Genomic DNA, 17,243 nt, shown 5'->3' on the forward strand with positions numbered 1-17,243 from the left:
TTCATGGAGCCTCCCCCGCGGCCGAGGCCAGCAGGACTTCGCTCTGGCCCTGGGCCGTCGCCATGGCCGTGGCGGCGGGACGCGGATCGGTGAGCATGCCGTTCACCTGGCGTTGCAGCAGATCACTGAGCTGGGCATAGAGGGGCGTCAGCGGCCGTACCAGCGGCCCCTGCTCCAGGGCCTGGCGCTGCACGTCCAGCAGCGGATGGCGGCGCTGCAGGTCGGGATCGTCATAGAGAGCGGCCCAGGTGGGGGCGTAGCCCTGATCGAGCACCAGCGCCTTCTGGGTTTCGGGGCCGGTGAACCAGCGGATCACCTCGGCGGCCTGCTGCGGATGGGCGCTGCCCTTAAGCAGCGACAGGCCCCAGGTTCCGAGCGTGCCGCCGCTGCGCTCGCCCGGGGCGCTGATCACCGGACTGACACCGACCTTGCCGACCACCGGACCGCCCCCCTTCTCGATCTCGCGCCAGGCGTAGGGCCAGTTGCGCAGGAAGGCGGCATCACCGGCGGCGAACAGCTGCAGCGCTTCGTTCTCCGCGAAGTTGGCCACCGCGGCGGGGCTGACGCCGGTGCGCACCAGCGAGTCCAGCCAGGCGGCGGCCCGCACGGCCCCGGCGCCATCGAGTTCGGTGTGCCCGCCCGCGCGCCCCTCGCCCGGCTGCCACCAGCGGCCGCCGAAGGCGTGGATGGCTTCGAGCATCACGCAGCTCAGGCCCTCGTACTGGCGCCCCTGCCAGACGTAGCCCCAGCGCACCTTGCCCTCCTGCTGCAGCCGTCGCGCGATCCGCTCGAGCTCCTCGGTGGTGCGGGGCGGCTGATCCATCAGATCGGTGCGCCAGTAGAGCAGCCCCGTGTCGCCGGTGAGCGGCATGCGCCACAGATGGCCGCCGAAGCCGTTGCCGAGCCGCGCTCCTGGCACCATCGCGTCAAGCGCGTCGTCGCCCAGCAGATCCTCCAGGGGCGTCAGCCAGCCGGCGGCCACGTAGCGGGCTGTCCAGCTGACATCCATCAGCAGCAGGTCGTAGGGGGTGGAGCCCAGCAGCAGGCTGCCGATCGCCAGATCAGACATCGCCTCGGTGTCGAGCGGCCCGCGCGCCACCTCGATGCGCAGATCGCGGTGCTCGTGGTTGAAGGCCGCCACCAGCGGCGCCGTGGCATCGACGAACGGTGAGGGCATCAGCACCCGCACCGTTATGGGGGGAGCCTGCGGCGGGGCGCGCAGGGCCGAGGGAAGCAGGGCACCCGGCAGGAAGGCCAGGGCCAGGCTGAGCAGCACACCCAGCAGAACGGCCAAGGGCGGTGTGCCCAGACGCAGACCCCTCGTCGCGGAGCCCGGGTGCGGTCTCAACATGCGGTGAACCAGAGACCGTCAGACCGTGGGGCCAGGTGCAGGCGGGCGGAGGGAACCGGGCTGATCGTGCGGGCGTCGAGGGCGACCATCGATGGGGTGCCGCGCGGACACTGATCCTAGGAACCCCGGCTCCCGACGGCAATCACCTCAGGCCCGGGGCTTCACGGAGCCCATACAGGCCCGACGCGATTGCTCAGCAGGTTCAGGCCAGCTTCTCCATCAGGCGTCCCATCAGGTCGCTGCTGCGCTGCTGGAAGCCGGCCAGCTCGTTGGGCTCCAGGCCGCCCACGGCCAGGCGGGCCAGGTCGTAGAGGTGGCGGCTCAGATCGCCGGCCAGCTGTTCGCTGGGCGATTCGGCGGCGCCCGTGGTGAGGATCGCGCCGGCTGACAGCTTCTGCAGACCGGCCACCAGGGGATGGCGGCGGTTGATCAGCAGCACGTGGTGATCGGGCAGGCCCGGCAGCTTCTGCTGCATCAGCGCGTCGAGGTCGTTGAAGCGGCGCATCTGCTCCGGCAGAAGGATCAGCGCCGCCGGGGCGTTGTCGCCCTTGAGCGCCTGCACCTGCAGGGTCACCTTGTCGTTGTCGAGAGCCTTCCTGAACAGCTCGCGCAGCTTCTCGGAGGCATCCTTGCCGTCGGCGTCGGCCAGCTCGCTCTCCTGCTCCTGCAGCGAGTCGTCCAGTTCGCTGTCGACCCGCTGGAACTTCAGCTCCTCATGGCGCTGCTCCAGCCAGGGGATGAACTGGGTGTCGATGAAGGTGTCGGCCAGCAGCACCTCGGCGCCCTGGCTCTTCCACAGCGCCAGCGCTCCGGCCTGGGCCGCCTCATCGGTGCAGTAGAGGATGCGCTTGTCGTTGCCGGCCTCCAGACGCGAGCGGTAGCCGGACAGGGTGGTGAAGGCCTTGCCCTCGGGGCCGGGAATGGGATCGAGGCTCTGGCCTTCGGCGGGCTCATCCTGCGTGGCAGCGGCAGTCGTGCCGAACAGCACCAGTTCCGCCACCTGATCGGCGAACTTGTCGTCCTCCATGGCGCCGATCTTGATGAAAGGAGCCAGCGATTCCCAGATCTCGGCATAGCGCTTCGGATCGTCGCGCTGCAGCTCCTTGAGCCGGTCGCCCACCTTCTTGGCGACGAAGCCGCCGATCGAGCGCACGCGCCGGTCGGTCTGCAGCGCCGAGCGGCTGACGTTGAGCGGGATGTCAGGCGAATCGATGACGCCACGCAGCGGCAGCAGGTAGCGGGGCACCACCTCCTTGATCGAATCGCTGACGAAGACGTTGTTGCAGTAGAGCTTGATCTCGCCCTTCTCCCAGTCGGCCCTCCCTGTGGATTTGGGGAAGTAGAGGATGCCCTGCAGGGTGTAGGGATAGTCGGTGTTCAGATGCACCCACAGCAGCGGGTCGCCCTGGAACGGATACAGGTAGCGATACAGCTCGATGTAGTCGTTGTCGCTCAGATCACGCGGACTCTTTTTCCAGGGCGATTCGCGCTTGTTGACCGTCTCGCCCTCCAGCTGCACCTCCACCGGCAGGAAGTCGCAGTAGGTGGTGATCAGCGTGCGGATGCGGGCGGGTTCGATGTACTCGAGCTCCTCCTCCATCAGGTGCAGGATCACATCGGTGCCGGGCTCGGAGCGCTCGGCCGCCTCCAGAGTGAAGCTGGGCGACCCATCGCAGCTCCAGCGCACCGCCTCGCTGCCGCCCCGGGCCGAGAGGGTCACCAGCTCCACCTGCTTCGCCACCATGAAGCTGGAGTAGAAGCCCAGGCCGAAGTGGCCGATGATCGCGTCGCTCTCGCTCTTGTACTTCTCCAGGAAGTCCTCGGCGCTGGAGAAGGCAACCTGGTTGATGTAGCGCTTCACCTCCTCGGCGTTCATGCCGATGCCGTTGTCGGAGATGGTCAGCGTCTTCGCTTCGCGGTCGATGCGGATCGACACCTTGCCCTCGGGCCCTTCGCTGCAGTCGCCGGCCATGGCGGCCATGCGCCGCTTGCTGATCGCATCGACGCTGTTGCTGACCAGCTCGCGCAGGAACACCTCGTGGCCGCTGTAGACGGCCTTCTTGATGATCGGGAAGATGTTCTCGGTATGGATCTGGATCTGACCCTGTTCCGTCTGCAGCACCGTTTCACGCCTGGTGGACAAGGCCTCCAGACTCTCCCGGCGCCGCCGGGCTTGCCAAGCGCCGCGATGGGCAGGAAACCGACCCGCAAGCGGATCTCCATAGGATCGCGGCCCTCCCAGCGCTTGCGTCCATGGCCAGTCAGTGGCAGAACTTTCTGCAGAACCTTGGCGTGTGGCGCGGCTCCTTCACCGGGATCAGCCCCTCCGGGGCGGTGCTGAAGGACACGCCTTCGCTGCTGACTCTGGCCGCCGGTGAGACCGACGCCACCGGGGCGGTCACGATGGTGCGCTTCGGCCTGCAGCGCTTCGAGGGGGGCGACCGGGGCGCCGCTCCCAGCAGCGACATGGGCCAGGAGTACCGCAGTCTCGGCCGCCAGGTGGTGTTCTTCGAGACGGGCACCTTCTGCAAGGGCTCGCTGCAGCTGGCGCCGAGCACCGTGTTCGGCGGCGAATTCGGTTTCCTCCACGGCGACCGCCGTCACCGCCTGGTGCTGCTCTACGGCGAGGACGGCGCCCGCGACCAGTTGGTGCTGATCCGCGAATTCCGGCAGGGCAGCGCCGCCCAGGAGTGCCCGCCGCTGACGCCAGAACAGCTGCAGGGAACCTGGAGGGGCAGCAGCGCCACGATCACGGCCGACTGGCCCGAGCCGGATCACACCACGGTCGAGCTGTCGTTCGGCCCCGAGCAGCTGGCGGCCTTCCAGTGGCTGCCCGATGGCGGTTACGTGTCCTGGCCGGAGCAGGTGAGCCACCGCCAGGCCTTCACCACCGAAGGCGGCTGGTTGACCGGTCCGAACCGGCTGGAGCGCCTGATCCGCCGCTACGACGGCAGCGGCGCCTGGCTATCCGCCACCCACGAGATCCTCAGCCGCTGAGGCCAGCTCAGCTGAGGCCAGTTCTTCAGCCGCGGCGCTGCAGCTCGGGCTTCTCCTCGGGCACGATCGCCCCCTCCACCGGGCACACCTGCAGGCAGATGCCGCAGTCGATGCAGGTGTCGAAGTCGATCCAGTAGAAGGCCGTGCCCTTGCTGTTGGCGCCCTGTCCGGGATGGATGCAGGCCACCGGGCAGGCATCGACGCAATCGGCCACGCCCTCGCAGACGTCGGTGAGGATTGTGTGGGCCATGGCCGGAAGAAAGCGGCGCTGAGCCTAGCCAGCCAGCCAGATCGCCCCCCGGCAGCCGCGCAGCAGCGCCAGCTGCTCGGCCTCGGCCTCGCTGTTGCAGGGCCGGCCATGCAGCTCGGCCGCCTCGCCCGCCTGATGCAGCTCCGCCATGCGGCCCAGCACCGCCTCCAGATCGCCCTTGCCCGACGCCACCAGCCAGGGGGCCGGCGCCTGGCTCTGGGGAGCGTGCTGCTGCAGCAGGTCGCGGATCGCCTCGATCGCGAAGCCGAAGCCGGTGCCCGCCGCCTGATCCGGATCGGCGCTGAAGCGGCGCACCAGCCCGTCGTAGCGGCCGCCACTGGCGATCGCCACCGGGGCGTCGGCGCCCTGGCAGACGAGTTTCAGCACCAGGCCGTCATAGAGATCGAAGTGGGGCTGGAAGGTGGGGTCGAGCTGCAGGCGCACCCCTTGCCGCTCGGCCGCCGGTGCCACCGCGGCCAGGGTGGCGGCCAGGCTCTCGAGCAAGGGAACCCGGCCGATCCATTGCTCCAGTTCGGCCAGAACGGAGGCGGGTTCGCCCCGCAGGGTGAGCAGGGCCGTCAGCCGCTGGCGTTGCTCTTCAGGCAGGGGCAGCTGGGCCAGAGCGAGAGGATCGAAGTCGGTGAGAGCCCGGCGGGTGACGCTGCGCTGCGCCTCCGGCAGCGGCTCCAGCAGGGCATCGAGCAGGCCGTGGTGGCCCACCAGCAGGGTGGGCTGATGCTCGGGCCGCAGGCCCAGGGTGGCGGTGGCCGCCAGCAGCAGCTGCATCAGCTCACGATCGGCGGCGGCCGAGGGTTCGCCCAGCAGTTCCACGCCGCTCTGGATCGCCTCATGCAGCCGCTGGCCATCGCCTTCGGCGACGGAGCTGCGGAAGGTGACGCCATCGGCCCACAGCCGCAGCGGCCGGGGGCGATCCGCCAGGCGGGTGCAGGCGGCGCGGGCGATCGAGGCGGTCAGTTCGGGCCGCAGGCCCAGCGGTTCATCGGCCGCCAGGCGCACCACCTCCCTGCCGGCGATGGCGCCGCCGGCTTCGAGCGTGTCCAGTCGCTCGATCGTCGGGGGATCCACCTCCTGATAGCCCCACAGGCGGTACACCTCGGCCAGCTGAGCGCGCAGCCGACGGTTGCTGTCCACCTCCCAGGGGTTGCGGTCGCGGGCGCCGGCGGCGGGTTGCAGGGCCATGAAGGGGTGGCGGGGCGCTCGGAAACCTGTTGATCCTATGGATCGCCCCGGTGGCGGAAATGTGTCGCCGGCCTGGTGGAGCAGCCGGGATCGTTGCGGAGTCCCTGATGGTGGTGCTTGCTGAGCCATCCCACGCCCCGACGGTCTGGCTCAGCCCCCAGCGGCAGCCTCATCCAGTTCCGGGGCGCCGTAGCAGGCGCCGGGCAGGGGGCGGCAGGAGGCCAGGCCCTGCATCAGCGCCTGCAGCAGGCCCGGGCTGCAGGCGATCAGGCGGCCGCTGCTGATCTCGAGGGGGCCGCCCTCGTAGCTGCAGACCACGCCACCGGCCAGCTCCACCAGGGCGACGCCGGCGGCCAGATCCCACGGCGACAGGCCCCGCTCCCAGTAGCCGTCCAGCTGGCCGGAGGCCACGTAGGCCAGATCCACCGCCGCAGCGCCCGGCCGGCGCACGCCGCGGGTACGATGCGTGAACCAGGCGAATTCGGCGTAGTTGTTGTCCAGTCGCCCGTGACGGTCGTAGGCGAAGCCGGTGGCGAGCAGCGAATCGCCCAACTGCTCCGCACCGCTGACCTGCATCGGGGTGTCGTTGCACCAGGCGCCATGCCCGGGTGCCGCCCAGAAGAACTGGCGCAGGGCCGGCACCGCCAGAGCCCCCAGCAGCGGCAGCCCACGCCAGGTGAGACCCACCGAGGTGGCGAAGAACGGGAAGCTGTGGGCGAAGTTGGTGGTGCCATCCAGGGGATCGACGCACCACTCCAGATCGCCAGAGCCGGCACGGCGACCACTCTCTTCGGCGAGCACGCCCACGCCAGGGCTGCGCTCGGCCAGTACCGCGAGCACCGCCGCCTCGGCGGCCTCGTCGGCTTCGGTGACCAGATCGCCGGCCCGCCCCTTTTCGCGGATCCGTTCCAGGCGACCGAAGTGGCCTTCCAGGGCCCGGCCGCCGGCCTCGGCCGCCAGGCGTGCCGTGAGGGCCAGCTCGGCCACCTCGGCCGCGCTCAGGCCGCTGCCGCGCTGGGAGCGGCCGGTGAGGCTCAGGGCCTCCAGATCAGGGGTGCTCATCGGCTCTGCAGGCGTGCCTGCACTTGGCTGTCGGTGATCGCTCCCAGCATCTCGGGTCAGGGGCGCAGGCCGTGAAGCGGGCCCCGCCATCGCGACGCCTATTCGTCGTCCAGGGGCAGGCCGGGGCGCACCGCACCGCGGCCGAAATGCCGCCCGAACTGGAGCTCGTAGACCTCGTCCTCGTCCTGGGTCTCCACCACCAGGGGGCCGTCGGCCCGGGCTACGCACAGCAGGCCGTATCCCTTGGCCCGCAGCTCGCGCGACAGGCCCAGGGCCTCGCTCTGATCGATCGTTCCCTCCAGCACCCGCACCGCACAGGCGGTGCAGCAGCCGTTGCGGCAGCTGAAGGGCAGGGGATCCCCCTGCTGCTCGAAGCTGCGCAGGATGTACTCCCCTTCCGGGACGTGGTGCTGGATCACCCGGCCGGCCTGGCGCCAGTGAACGGTGATCGGAAAGGTGCGGGTCATCGGGCCGAGGAGGTGGGGCTGGTCCCCTGCTACATTCGCACTTGCCCCTTTTTGCCGCTGGAGAGGTGGCCGAGTGGTCGAAGGCGCAGCACTGGAAATGCTGTATAGGGGCAACTCTATCGAGGGTTCGAATCCCTCCCTCTCCGCTGTCACCGGCCTTCGGGCCGGTTTTTTTATGGGCAGAAATGCTGAAGGTATGGCGGATTCGACTGATTCCCCCATGGCAGGCAGCTCCGTGATCAAGAAAGCGAACACACCTGTTTCCGTGTGCTTGCTGGCGACAATCGCAGATTGATCACATGGCCTCAACCATGCGTCTGGCGGCGCTTCTGTTGCCGCCTCATGGGGCAGTGGGCCTGAAGAACGGTGCCTCCACCTGCTGGCGGATGAACCAGTTGGTGGCTGCTTTCTGGGTATGCCAGGCACGCAGCAGCTGCTTGGCCACCTGCCGCAGTTCCTCCGGATCGGCCGTGGCATCGATGGCGCGGCTGAGGCGCTCGATTTCGAACTTCTGGCCGGTGGTGAGTTCCATCGGGGCTGGCATGCTTCTGCTCCATTCACTGCCGGCAAGTTATCGAGCCATTCCTGATCAGATGTGACAGCCGCTACCGAAGCACCACCCCGTCAGTGTTTCAACTTGTAACGACGCTCGCGCTGATCAGGATTTCCTAGGATGCTCATCAAGGATTCTTTTCTCTCCTCATGCGCTTGAGCTGGCCGCAGCACCTGCAGACAGCGCGCATGCTCGAGAGAGCCGACGACACGCAGCGCGGCATGGCGCTGGCTCTGATGGGTGTCTCCCTGCTCATCCTGGTGGAAGATCTGCTCGAAGTGGAGCGAGCCTCCGCCACCCAGCAACGCATCCGCTGATCCCCTGTGGGCGCCTGTCCCACGCCTTCCGCGCGTGGGCTGTTCTGTCGAGGACGTCTTCCCTGCTGGATCAGCGCGGCTGGTTACCGATTCAGCCGAAGCGGCCGCTCACGTAGTCCTGGGTGGCTTGCTGGCCGGGGGCATTGAAGATCTTCTCGGTTTCGCTGTACTCCACCAGATAGCCCACCTTGCCGCTACCGCCTTCCACGGCCTCGGCGTTGAAGAAGGCCGTCATGTCAGCCACGCGCACGGCCTGCTGCATGTTGTGGGTGACGATGATGATCGTGTAGTTGCGCTTGAGTTCATGCATCGTCTCCTCGATCTTCAGGGTGGAGATCGGATCGAGGGCTGAGCAGGGCTCGTCCATCAGAATCACATCCGGCTCGGTGGCGATGGCGCGGGCGATGCAGAGGCGTTGTTGCTGGCCGCCGGAGAGGGCCAGGCCGCTGTCCTGCAGTTTGTCCTTGCATTCATCCCACACCGCCGCCTTGCGCAGGGAGCGCTCGACGAGTTCATCCATGTCACCGCGGTAGCCATTGATCCGGGCACCGAAGGCGATGTTCTCGTAGATGCTCTTCGGGAACGGGTTCGGCTTCTGAAACACCATGCCGATGCGACGCCGCACCTCCACCGGATCGACGCGGGGGTGATAGAGGTCCTGACCTTCAAACACCACCTTGCCCTTCAGGTGGCAGCCCGGAATCAGGTCGTTCATCCGGTTCAGGGCGCGCAACACCGTGGATTTGCCGCAGCCGGAGGGGCCGATGAAGGCGGTGACCTTCCCGTACGGAATGTTCATGAAGACATTGCGCACCGCTTCAAAGCTGCCGTAGGAGATCGTCACGTTCTCCAGCGCCATGCAGGTGCTGGTGCTGACGCTGGCCGGGCTGGCGAGGGTGGAGGTCATGACTGTAGAAAAGGAGAGAAGGAAGACCGGGCGTTGGAGGAATCGTGGCTCCGGAGGGCTCAGCTCCGGGAGACGTGGCTGATCCAACGAGACAGCAGATTGGCGATCAGAATCATGACAACCAGGACGAAGGAGGCCGCCCAGGCCAGTTCGTTCTGGGCCTCATAGGGCATGATCGCGAAGTTGAAGATCAGCACCGACAGGGTCGCGATCGGGTTGAACACCCCATCGGGCCAGAAGGGGGAGAACAGGGCCGTGAAGATCAGTGGCGCCGTTTCCCCCGCCGCCCGGGCGATCGCCAGCACGACTCCTGTGGAGATCGGCGTGAGCGCTGCTGGAATCACCACCCGCGTGATGGTGACGAAGCGCGAGGCCCCGACCCCGTAGGCGCCAAGCCGCAGGTCGTTGGGCACCAGCTTGAGGCCCTCGTAGGTGGTCTTGATGACGGTGGGAAGCATCAGCACCGAAAGGGCCACACCCCCGGCCAGGGCGCTGTAGCTCTGACCAAAGAACAGGCGGGTGGCGACGATCATCCCGTAGATGAAGACGCCGCTGATGATGGAGGGCACACCGGCCAGCACGTCATTGGCAAATCCCACGAACTGACCGAACCAGCCCTTGCCCGCGTATTCGGAGAGATAGACGCCACCGCCGATGCCGACAGGCACTGTGATCAGAGTGGCGAGAAGCGTCACCAGGATCGTCCCCAGGACCGCGTTGCCGATGCCGCCGCCACTCAGGCCCGGAGCCGGGGGCAGCTCCAGGAAAAGCCGCAGACTGAGCAGGCGTCCCCCCTGAAGGAGCACATACAACAGCACCAGGACCAGCGGCAGGACCGCGATGGCCGCAAACAGGGCCGAAACGCTGGTGAGCAGCTTGTTGACGCGGTTGCGCCTCAGAGCTGGATCGAACTGAAGCGGACGCCGCTCGAAGAGTCCGGAACTGGCGCTGGCTGAGGCGAGATTGGTGGGGTCCATGTCAGTACTTCAGGCTCAGGCGCCGGACGACCCACTGGGCCAGAACATTCACCGAGAATGTGAGAACCATCAGGATCAGCGCCGCATACATCAGCGCTGAAACCTGGATGCCATCGGCCTCGCCGAACTGATTGGCCAGCATCGAGGCGATGGTGTTCCCGGGGGCCAGCAGGGAAAAGCTGAAATTGAGCGAATTGCCGATGATCATGGTCACCGCCATCGTTTCGCCCATCGCCCGTCCCAAGGCCAGCATCACGCCGCCGATGATCGACGAGATGGCCGCCGGCAGGATCACGGCGAAGATGGCCCCCCAGCGGGTCGTTCCCACCCCATAGGCCCCCTGGCGGAGCTCCACCGGCACCTGGCGCAGCGCATCGCGGGAGATGGCCGTGATGATCGGCAGGATCATCACCACCAGAATGAGAATCGCCGGAGCCATGCCCGGCCCCATCGGAGTGGTGGAGAACAGGGGCAACCAGCCGAGCACGGCATGCAGCAGCTGGAGAACCGGTCGGATGGCGGGTTCCATCACGAAGATGGCCCACAGTCCGAGCACGACGGAGGGAATCGCCGCCAGGAGCTCCACCATCAGGCCGATCAATTCCCTGAGTTGCATCGGAATGAGATCTTCCGTGATGAACAGGGCTGTACCGACACCGAGCGGCACCGCGATCAGCAGGGCCAGGAGGGAACTCACCAACGTTCCATAGATGGCGACGAAGGCCCCGTAGCTCTCATTCACCGGGTCCCAGGCCGAGGTGGTGAGGAAGCGGAGGCCGAAGCTGGCGATGGCCTCGTGGGATCCCTGGATCAGGGTGAGGAAGATCGCCAGCAGGACGATCGCCACCACCGCCGCCAGGGCGAGAGTCAATTGCCGGAAGACGATGTCCAGCATCCGTTCGCCGGCAGGTCTGCGCCTGCGGCTGAACAGTTGCTCCCTGCCCGTTCCTGGGGTGACGGTCATGGAATCTGCGGCGGGGAGAGCTCGCTGTGGAGTCGATCGGACTGTACGAAGCCTGAGGACGGCGGCGATTAAACCCCGTTTAACGCTTGCCACCCCGCTCTCCCCGTGCCGGTCAGGAGCCGTGGGAAGCCCCGGCTCCAGCTTGTGTCGTTGGGGCTCGGTAGCCTGGGCTCGAACGAAGGACTGCATGGCGAGGAGCGCCGGACTGAACGCTTCCAGGGATCCGGGCCGCGAGCGGGGCCGTGATGCCGCCGCGACCGCGTCGCAGCCTGGTGACGCTGGGCTGGGCCGGATCGTCGGGATCGATCTGGGCACCACCAATTCGGTGGTGGCGGTGCTCGAGGGGGGCCGTCCCCAGGTGATCGCCAGTGCCGAGGGTGGTCGCACGACCCCCTCCGTGATCGGCTTCAACCGTGACAAGGAACTGCTGGTCGGCCAGCTGGCGCGGCGCCAGCTGGTGCTCAACCCCCGCAACAGCTTCGCCAACCTCAAGCGCTACGTCGGCCGCAGCTGGGACGAACTGGAGGAAGGCAGCCTGGCGGTTCCCTACACAATCCGTGCCAACGACCAGGGCAACGTGCGTGTCGTCTGTCCGGCCACCGAGCGGGAATATGCACCGGAGGAGCTGGTCGCCAGCATCCTGCGCAAGCTGGTGGACGACGCCTCCACCTATCTGGGGGAGCCGGTGGAGGCGGCGGTGATCACCGTGCCGGCCTATTTCAATGACGCCCAGCGCCAGGCGACCCGCGACGCCGGACGCCTTGCGGGCATCAGCGTCGAGCGCATCCTCAACGAACCCACTGCCGCTGCCCTGGCCTACGGCTTCGACCGCAGCACGGTGAAGCGGGTGCTGGTGTTCGACCTGGGCGGCGGCACGTTCGACGTCTCGGTGCTGCGCATCGCCAATGGCGTGTTCGACGTGAAGGCCACCAGCGGCGACACCCAACTGGGTGGCAATGACTGGGATCGGCGCATCGTCGACTGGCTGGCCGATGCCTTCCAGGCCGAACACGCCATCGATCTGCGCCGTGATCGCCAGGCATTGCAGCGTCTCACCGAGGCCGCTGAGAAGGCCAAGATCGAACTCTCGGGAGTGCAGAGCACGCCGATCTCGTTGCCGTTCATCGCCACCGGCCCGGAGGGGCCGCTGCACATCGAGACCACCCTCGAGCGGCGCACCTTCGAGGGGCTCTGCCCCGATCTGCTCGATCGTCTTCTCCGACCCGTCCAGCGGGCCCTGCGCGATGCCTCCTTGGCCGCCGATGACATCGACGACGTGGTGCTGGTGGGTGGCTCCACCCGCATGCCGATGGTGCAGGAGATGGTGCGAACGCTGATCCCCCGCGAGCCCTGCCAGTCGGTGAACCCCGATGAGGTGGTGGCGATCGGGGCCGCCGTGCAGGCCGGCATCCTCACCGGTGAGCTGCGCGATCTGATGCTCAACGACGTCACGCCCCTGTCGCTGGGGCTGGAGACGATCGGTGGCGTGATGAAGGTGCTGATCCCGCGCAATACGCCGATTCCGGTGCGCAAGAGCGATCTGTTCAGCACCTCCGAGGCGAATCAGAACTCGGTGGAGATTCATGTGCTCCAGGGGGAGCGCCAGATGGCCGAGGGCAACAAGTCGCTGGGGCGATTCCGGCTCTCCGGCATCCCGCCCGCTCCCCGCGGCGTGCCCCAGGTGCAGGTGTCGTTCGACATCGACGCCAACGGTCTGCTGCAGGTCTCGGCCACCGACCGCACCACAGGCCGGCAGCAGAGTGTCTCGATTCAGGGTGGTTCCAACCTCAGTGAGCAGGAGATCGAGGCCCTGCTGGCCGAGGCCGAGGCGAAGGCCGCTGAAGACCGCCGCAAACGGACCGCGATCGATCGCCGCAACCGCGCCCAGACCCTGATCACGCAGGCGGAGCGGCGCCTGCGTGACGCCGCGCTGGAGCTGGGCCCCTATGGGGCAGAGCGCCAGCAGCGGGCCGTCGAGCTGGCGGTGCGCGATGTTCAGGATCTGCTGGCGCGCGAGGACGATGCCGAGCTGGAACTGGCGGTCTCGCAGCTGCAGGAATCACTGTTCGGCCTCAACCGCAGACTGCTGCAGGAGCGCCGGGCCGAATCCGGGCCGCTGCAGGGTCTGAAGAACACGCTGGGATCCCTCAAGGACGAGCTGTTCTCCGACGATGACGACTGGGATGACTGGAACCGCGACAGTCGCTCCGATCCCTGGGCCTCTCCGCGCGATCGCGGCGACGAACGCTTCGGTTCCCGCTTGAGTGAGCCGCGCTTCGGTCCCGACCGCTTCGAGACGGCTCGCTTCGACGATCGCTTCGACAGCCGATTCGAAGAACCTGTCCGGGAGCGTTTCGGGGTTGATCGGGGCGGCGAGCGTCTCAGCGATGAGCGCCCGGCGGCCCGCTGGAGCGCTGAGCCGCAATCCGGCTGGGAGCGCGAGGAGCGCGGTGACGTCCCCGCCCGCCGCGAGCCGCGCCGCAGCCCCGATGCCGACCGCGAGCCCTGGAGCGATGCCGACTCCGAGGGCGGCTGGCGAGCCGACTCCCAGGCGCGGCAGCAGCCGTGGCGCCAGGACCCACCCTCCGCCGCATGGCCCGCCGAACGGGACGAGCGGGGCCGCGAGCCGCTCCGTCGCCCTCCGGTTCCGGCAGCCCGGGACGCCGAACCGGATCGCTCGCGGGGCTACGACGATGATCCCTGGCGCGACGTCTGATTCACGGTGAGTCGCTCCTTTCCCCAGGATCCCCCCGGCGCCGCCGCCCAGGATCACTGGCAGATCCTCGGCCTCTCACCCGGGGCCGACGCGGTCGCTCTCAAGCGAGCCTTCCGGGAGCAGGCCCGGCGCTGGCATCCGGATCTCAACGGCAACGACCCGGTCGCCGAGGAGCGCTTCAAGCAGGTCAACGAGGCCTATGCCGTGCTCTCCGACCCGGTGCGTCGCCGCGCCTGGGAGCGGGGTGAGGATCTCTCCGGCGGCGAACCCCCCGATCCGTTCGCCAGCGGCTTCCCCGACTTCGAGGACTATCTCGCGGAGCTGGATGGTGGCCGCTCCGCCAGGGCTGATCGCGACTGGGGCGAGCCGTCCAGGCCTGCAGGCCGGCGGAGTGACGAGCCGGCCCAGGAGTCCCCTGTCGATCCGGGGCGGCCGCAGCGTCAGCCGGAGCACGGCGAGCCGCCCACCAGCGAAACGCGTGGCTGGGTCGCCACCGCACCTCCCTCGCCGCCGCCGGTTCAGGCCGCGGGCGATCAGGAGAGCCTGGTGGAGCTCACTCCCGAGCAGGCCCTGCATGGGGAGCGGGTCGAGCTGGAGCTCCCCGACGGCACGCTCGTGGAGGTGCGCACGCCCCCGCTGGCCGGCGACGGCTGGCGGCTGCGCCTCGCCGGCGTGGCTCCCGGAGGCGGTGATCACTTTCTGCAGCTGCGGGTGCGCACCTCCGAGGGCCTGCGCATCGACGGTCTGCGGGTGCTCTATCCACTGGATCTCACGCCGGCCGAGGCCGTTCTGGGCACCCAGGTGGTGGTCCCCACCCTGGAGGGTCCGGTGCGCCTGCGCGTACCACCCGGATCCTCCAGCGGCCGCCTGCTGCGCCTGCGGGGCCGTGGCCAGCGCCTCGGCGAACGCCACGGTGACCAGCTCGTCGAGGTGCGCATCGCCGTTGATGAGCAGGCCGGCGATGCCGAGCTGGCCCTCTACCGCCGTCTGCGGGAGCTGGAACTGGAGCGGTGTGGCGCGACCGGCGAGGAATGAGACACTGGCCCAGCGCCAGGGAGTGTTGTCGTGAGTCTCAGAGAGCCCCAGGAGCGGGTGCATGTGCTGCTGTTCGATGCCGGCGGTGATCAGGAGGGCATCCATTCGCTCGAGCTGGGCGGCCGCACCGTGGTGCTGCTGTTCGAGGATCCCGATGACGCTGAGCGCTATGCCGGCCTGCTGGAAGCCCAGGACTTCCCGGTGCCCAGCGTCGAGGCCCTGGACCGCCGCGAGCTGGAGCAGTTCTGCACCGAGGCCGGCTACGAGGCCCGCTTCGTGCCCGCCGGCTTCCATCCCCGCAGCGATGAGGACCGGCTGCTGATCGCGCCGCCTGAACGCAACATGGATGTCAGCACCTGGCAGGAACAGGTGAGCGGCGATCCCGCCGACGGCGCCGCCAGCCCCTCCCAGTTGGAGGATGACGAGGCGTCCGGTGGTTCCGATCCCGAACTGGAAGCCTTCCGTCGTCGCCTCGAGGGTCTGCTGTGAGTCAGTCCAACCCCTCAGAGCCCCGGCCGCTTGTCAGCCGCGGTCACCTGCTCACCGAGCAGCCCCATCCCCGCAGCGGCGAACTCGATTGCCTGCCAACGCCCGAACTCGTCTCGCTGTTCTGTCAGAACGACCTGGACTGCGTGCGCGCCCTGGAGGGGGCCTCGTCCGCGCTGGCTGACGCCGTCGATGCCATCAGCGAGCGCCTCAGCCGCGGCGGCCGCCTCTTCTACCTGGGAGCCGGCACCTCCGGCCGTCTCGGGGTGCTGGATGCGGCCGAGTGCCCGCCCACCTTCTGCACCCCGCCGGAGCTTGTGCAGGGGGTGCTCGCCGGCGGCGCACCGGCGCTGCTGCGCAGCTCCGAGGGGCTCGAGGATCTCGAGCACGCCGGACGCGGTGATCTGGAGGAACGGGGCTTCAGCAGCGCCGACTGTCTGGTGGGCATTGCCGCCGGCGGCACCACGCCCTATGTGCATGGGGGCCTGCGCCATGCGCGCTCGATCGGGGCGCTGGCCATCGCCATGGCCTGCGTGCCCGCCGACCAGGTGGCCATGCCCTGTGACATCGACATCCGGCTTCTCACCGGCCCGGAGCTGCTCACCGGCTCGACACGCCTGAAGGCCGGCACCGCCACCAAGCTGGCCCTGAACATCCTGTCCACCGGCGTGATGGTGCGGCTGGGCAAGGTGTATGGCAACCGCATGATCGACGTCTCGGTCAGCAACAGCAAGCTCGAGGACCGCGCTCTGCGCATCCTGGCCGACCTCGCCGGCGTCAGCCGCGAGGAGGGGCAGCGGCTGCTGGCGCTCAGCGAGGGCTCCGTGCGTCTGGCGCTGCTCATGGCAGCTACAGGTCTGGAGCCCAAGGCGGCACGCGAGGCCATGGAGCGCCATGGCCCCGGTCTGCGCCAGGTGCTGGAGGCGCTGAGCGCTCAGCTGGCGCCGGCCTCCGCCGCAGGGGCTGCCCCCCAATAGGGGCCTGTGAACAGTTCGGTGCGGCGGCGGGTCTCCGCCGGCACCGCCTCGGGTGGCGTCATCAGAGCATGACGCAGGGCGTGATGGGCGCTGCTGCGCGGCCGCTGGGCCGCCACCCGTCCGGCGGCCATGCGCACGATCTCCTGGGCCAGGGTGGCGTTGGCCTTCAGGTTCTCGATCACCATCTCCACCGTCACCGAGGCATGGTCGTCATGCCAGCAGTCGTAGTCAGTGACCATCGCCAGGGTGGCGTAGGCCATCTCCGCCTCGCGGGCCAGGCGGGCTTCGGTGTGATTGGTCATGCCGATCACCTCACATCCCCAGGAGCGATACAGCTGTGATTCGGCCCGGGTGGAGAAGGCCGGCCCCTCCATGCAGAGGTAGGTGCCGCCCCGGTGCAGCCGGCGCCCTTCCGGCATGAGGCTGTCGCCCACATCGGCCAGGATGCGGCTGAGCACACCGCAATACGGATCAGCGGCGGTGACATGGGCGACAAGGCCCTCGCCGAAGAAGCTCAGCGGCCGCTGATGGGTGCGGTCGATGAACTGATCCGGCACCAGCATGTCCAGCGGGCGCACCTCCTCCTGCAGCGAACCGACCGCCGACACCGACAGGATCCAGCGCACGCCCAGGGAGCGCAGGGCCCAGAGGTTCGCCCGGTACGGCACGTCCGAGGGTGTGAAGCTGTGGTGACGGCCGTGGCGGGCCAGGAACACCACCTCGATGTCATCGATCCGGCCGAGCCGCAGGCTGTCGGAGGGGGAGCCGTAGGGGGTGTCCACCACGATCTCGCGCACGTCCTCGAGACCCTCCATGGCGTAGAGGCCGCTGCCGCCCAGAACCCCGAGCCGGGCGTTGCTGAGATCGGGGGTCGTGGGAGTGGCGCTGACCATGCCGCCGGAACGGGGGAGAAGGAGTCCCTGTCTACCGCAGGGCCCCTGGCGGGCGGATGCCGATCCTCTGGGCCACCTGGCAGGATTGCCG

Annotated in this window: 17 protein-coding genes and 1 tRNA gene; 7 read left to right on the forward strand and 11 right to left on the reverse strand. The window is 68.4% G+C overall.

The window, feature by feature from the left end:
* Window position 1: 1 nt before the first annotated feature.
* A complete protein-coding gene (locus tag H8F25_RS03695) occupies window positions 2-1,294 on the reverse strand; it encodes an extracellular solute-binding protein (RefSeq protein WP_231597051.1) in 1,293 nt (430 codons plus the stop codon).
* A 259-nt stretch (window positions 1,295-1,553) separates the two neighbouring features.
* Window positions 1,554-3,473: a molecular chaperone HtpG gene (htpG, locus tag H8F25_RS03700; RefSeq protein WP_197213409.1), complete on the reverse strand. Its 1,920-nt coding sequence runs from the start codon at window positions 3,471-3,473 to the stop codon at window positions 1,554-1,556.
* Between the two features lie 131 nt (window positions 3,474-3,604).
* Between htpG and H8F25_RS03705 the strand changes: the two genes are divergently transcribed.
* A complete protein-coding gene (locus H8F25_RS03705; RefSeq protein ID WP_197212066.1) occupies window positions 3,605-4,348 on the forward strand; it encodes a DUF3598 family protein in 744 nt (247 codons plus the stop codon).
* Window positions 4,349-4,373: 25 nt separating this feature from the next.
* Here H8F25_RS03705 and H8F25_RS03710 read toward each other — a convergent pair whose 3' ends face one another.
* The 4 genes from H8F25_RS03710 to H8F25_RS03725 all read right to left on the reverse strand — a co-directional run bounded on the left by H8F25_RS03710 (window position 4,374) and on the right by H8F25_RS03725 (window position 7,327).
* Window positions 4,374-4,598, reverse strand: a complete 225-nt coding sequence (locus H8F25_RS03710) for a 4Fe-4S dicluster domain-containing protein (RefSeq protein WP_197212067.1) — start codon at window positions 4,596-4,598, stop codon at window positions 4,374-4,376.
* Between the two features lie 24 nt (window positions 4,599-4,622).
* Entirely contained in the window at window positions 4,623-5,798 is a 1,176-nt protein-coding gene (locus H8F25_RS03715) for an ATP phosphoribosyltransferase regulatory subunit (protein ID WP_197212068.1), read from the reverse strand.
* 150 nt (window positions 5,799-5,948) lie between these two features.
* Entirely contained in the window at window positions 5,949-6,860 is a 912-nt protein-coding gene (locus H8F25_RS03720; RefSeq protein WP_197212069.1) for an inositol monophosphatase family protein, read from the reverse strand.
* Between the two features lie 98 nt (window positions 6,861-6,958).
* Window positions 6,959-7,327 (reverse strand): 2Fe-2S iron-sulfur cluster-binding protein, encoded by a 369-nt coding sequence (locus tag H8F25_RS03725; RefSeq protein ID WP_197212070.1) that lies wholly within the window; start codon window positions 7,325-7,327, stop codon window positions 6,959-6,961.
* A 59-nt stretch (window positions 7,328-7,386) separates the two neighbouring features.
* Between H8F25_RS03725 and H8F25_RS03730 the strand changes: the two genes are divergently transcribed.
* A tRNA-Ser gene (locus H8F25_RS03730) sits at window positions 7,387-7,473 on the forward strand.
* A 194-nt stretch (window positions 7,474-7,667) separates the two neighbouring features.
* On the opposite strand, the gene H8F25_RS03735 is transcribed toward H8F25_RS03730, so the two are convergent.
* Window positions 7,668-7,871 (reverse strand): hypothetical protein, encoded by a 204-nt coding sequence (locus tag H8F25_RS03735; RefSeq protein ID WP_197212071.1) that lies wholly within the window; start codon window positions 7,869-7,871, stop codon window positions 7,668-7,670.
* 197 nt (window positions 7,872-8,068) lie between these two features.
* Here H8F25_RS03735 and H8F25_RS17930 point away from each other — a divergent pair, with 197 nt between their 5' ends.
* Window positions 8,069-8,197, forward strand: coding sequence for a hypothetical protein (locus H8F25_RS17930; RefSeq protein ID WP_255518304.1), 129 nt, complete (start codon window positions 8,069-8,071; stop codon window positions 8,195-8,197).
* Between the two features lie 91 nt (window positions 8,198-8,288).
* Here the strand turns inward: H8F25_RS17930 and pstB are convergent, their stop codons facing one another.
* From pstB to pstC, 3 genes are read right to left on the reverse strand one after another with little or no spacing between them, the layout of a single operon-like run.
* Window positions 8,289-9,104, reverse strand: a complete 816-nt coding sequence (gene pstB, locus H8F25_RS03745; protein ID WP_197212072.1) for a phosphate ABC transporter ATP-binding protein PstB — start codon at window positions 9,102-9,104, stop codon at window positions 8,289-8,291.
* A 59-nt stretch (window positions 9,105-9,163) separates the two neighbouring features.
* The gene (pstA, locus tag H8F25_RS03750; RefSeq protein WP_197212073.1) at window positions 9,164-10,081 is read right to left on the reverse strand and encodes a phosphate ABC transporter permease PstA; all 918 of its coding nucleotides are present in this window, start codon (window positions 10,079-10,081) and stop codon (window positions 9,164-9,166) included.
* Window position 10,082: 1 nt separating this feature from the next.
* Entirely contained in the window at window positions 10,083-11,045 is a 963-nt protein-coding gene (gene pstC / locus H8F25_RS03755) for a phosphate ABC transporter permease subunit PstC (RefSeq protein WP_197213411.1), read from the reverse strand.
* Window positions 11,046-11,328: 283 nt separating this feature from the next.
* Between pstC and dnaK the strand changes: the two genes are divergently transcribed.
* Genes dnaK through murQ form a run of 4 tightly spaced genes read left to right on the forward strand, consistent with a single transcriptional unit; the run spans window position 11,329 to window position 16,259 of the window.
* Window positions 11,329-13,761, forward strand: a complete 2,433-nt coding sequence (gene dnaK, locus H8F25_RS03760) for a molecular chaperone DnaK (protein ID WP_231597310.1) — start codon at window positions 11,329-11,331, stop codon at window positions 13,759-13,761.
* 6 nt (window positions 13,762-13,767) lie between these two features.
* Window positions 13,768-14,796 (forward strand): DnaJ domain-containing protein, encoded by a 1,029-nt coding sequence (locus H8F25_RS03765; protein ID WP_197212074.1) that lies wholly within the window; start codon window positions 13,768-13,770, stop codon window positions 14,794-14,796.
* Between the two features lie 30 nt (window positions 14,797-14,826).
* On the forward strand, window positions 14,827-15,285 hold the full coding sequence (locus tag H8F25_RS03770; protein ID WP_231597053.1) for a DUF3110 domain-containing protein: 459 nt from the start codon (window positions 14,827-14,829) through the stop codon (window positions 15,283-15,285).
* Window positions 15,282-16,259 (forward strand): N-acetylmuramic acid 6-phosphate etherase, encoded by a 978-nt coding sequence (murQ, locus tag H8F25_RS03775; protein WP_197212075.1) that lies wholly within the window; start codon window positions 15,282-15,284, stop codon window positions 16,257-16,259. The genes H8F25_RS03770 and murQ overlap by 4 nt, the downstream gene beginning before the upstream one ends.
* Here murQ and mtnP read toward each other — a convergent pair.
* Entirely contained in the window at window positions 16,217-17,152 is a 936-nt protein-coding gene (gene mtnP / locus H8F25_RS03780) for an S-methyl-5'-thioadenosine phosphorylase (RefSeq protein WP_197212076.1), read from the reverse strand. The two genes, murQ and mtnP, sit on opposite strands and share 43 nt — an antisense overlap.
* Window positions 17,153-17,243: the final 91 nt, after the last annotated feature.

This window comes from Synechococcus sp. CBW1004 (genome assembly GCF_015840715.1).
In the GTDB taxonomy this organism is placed as follows: domain Bacteria; phylum Cyanobacteriota; class Cyanobacteriia; order PCC-6307; family Cyanobiaceae; genus Cyanobium.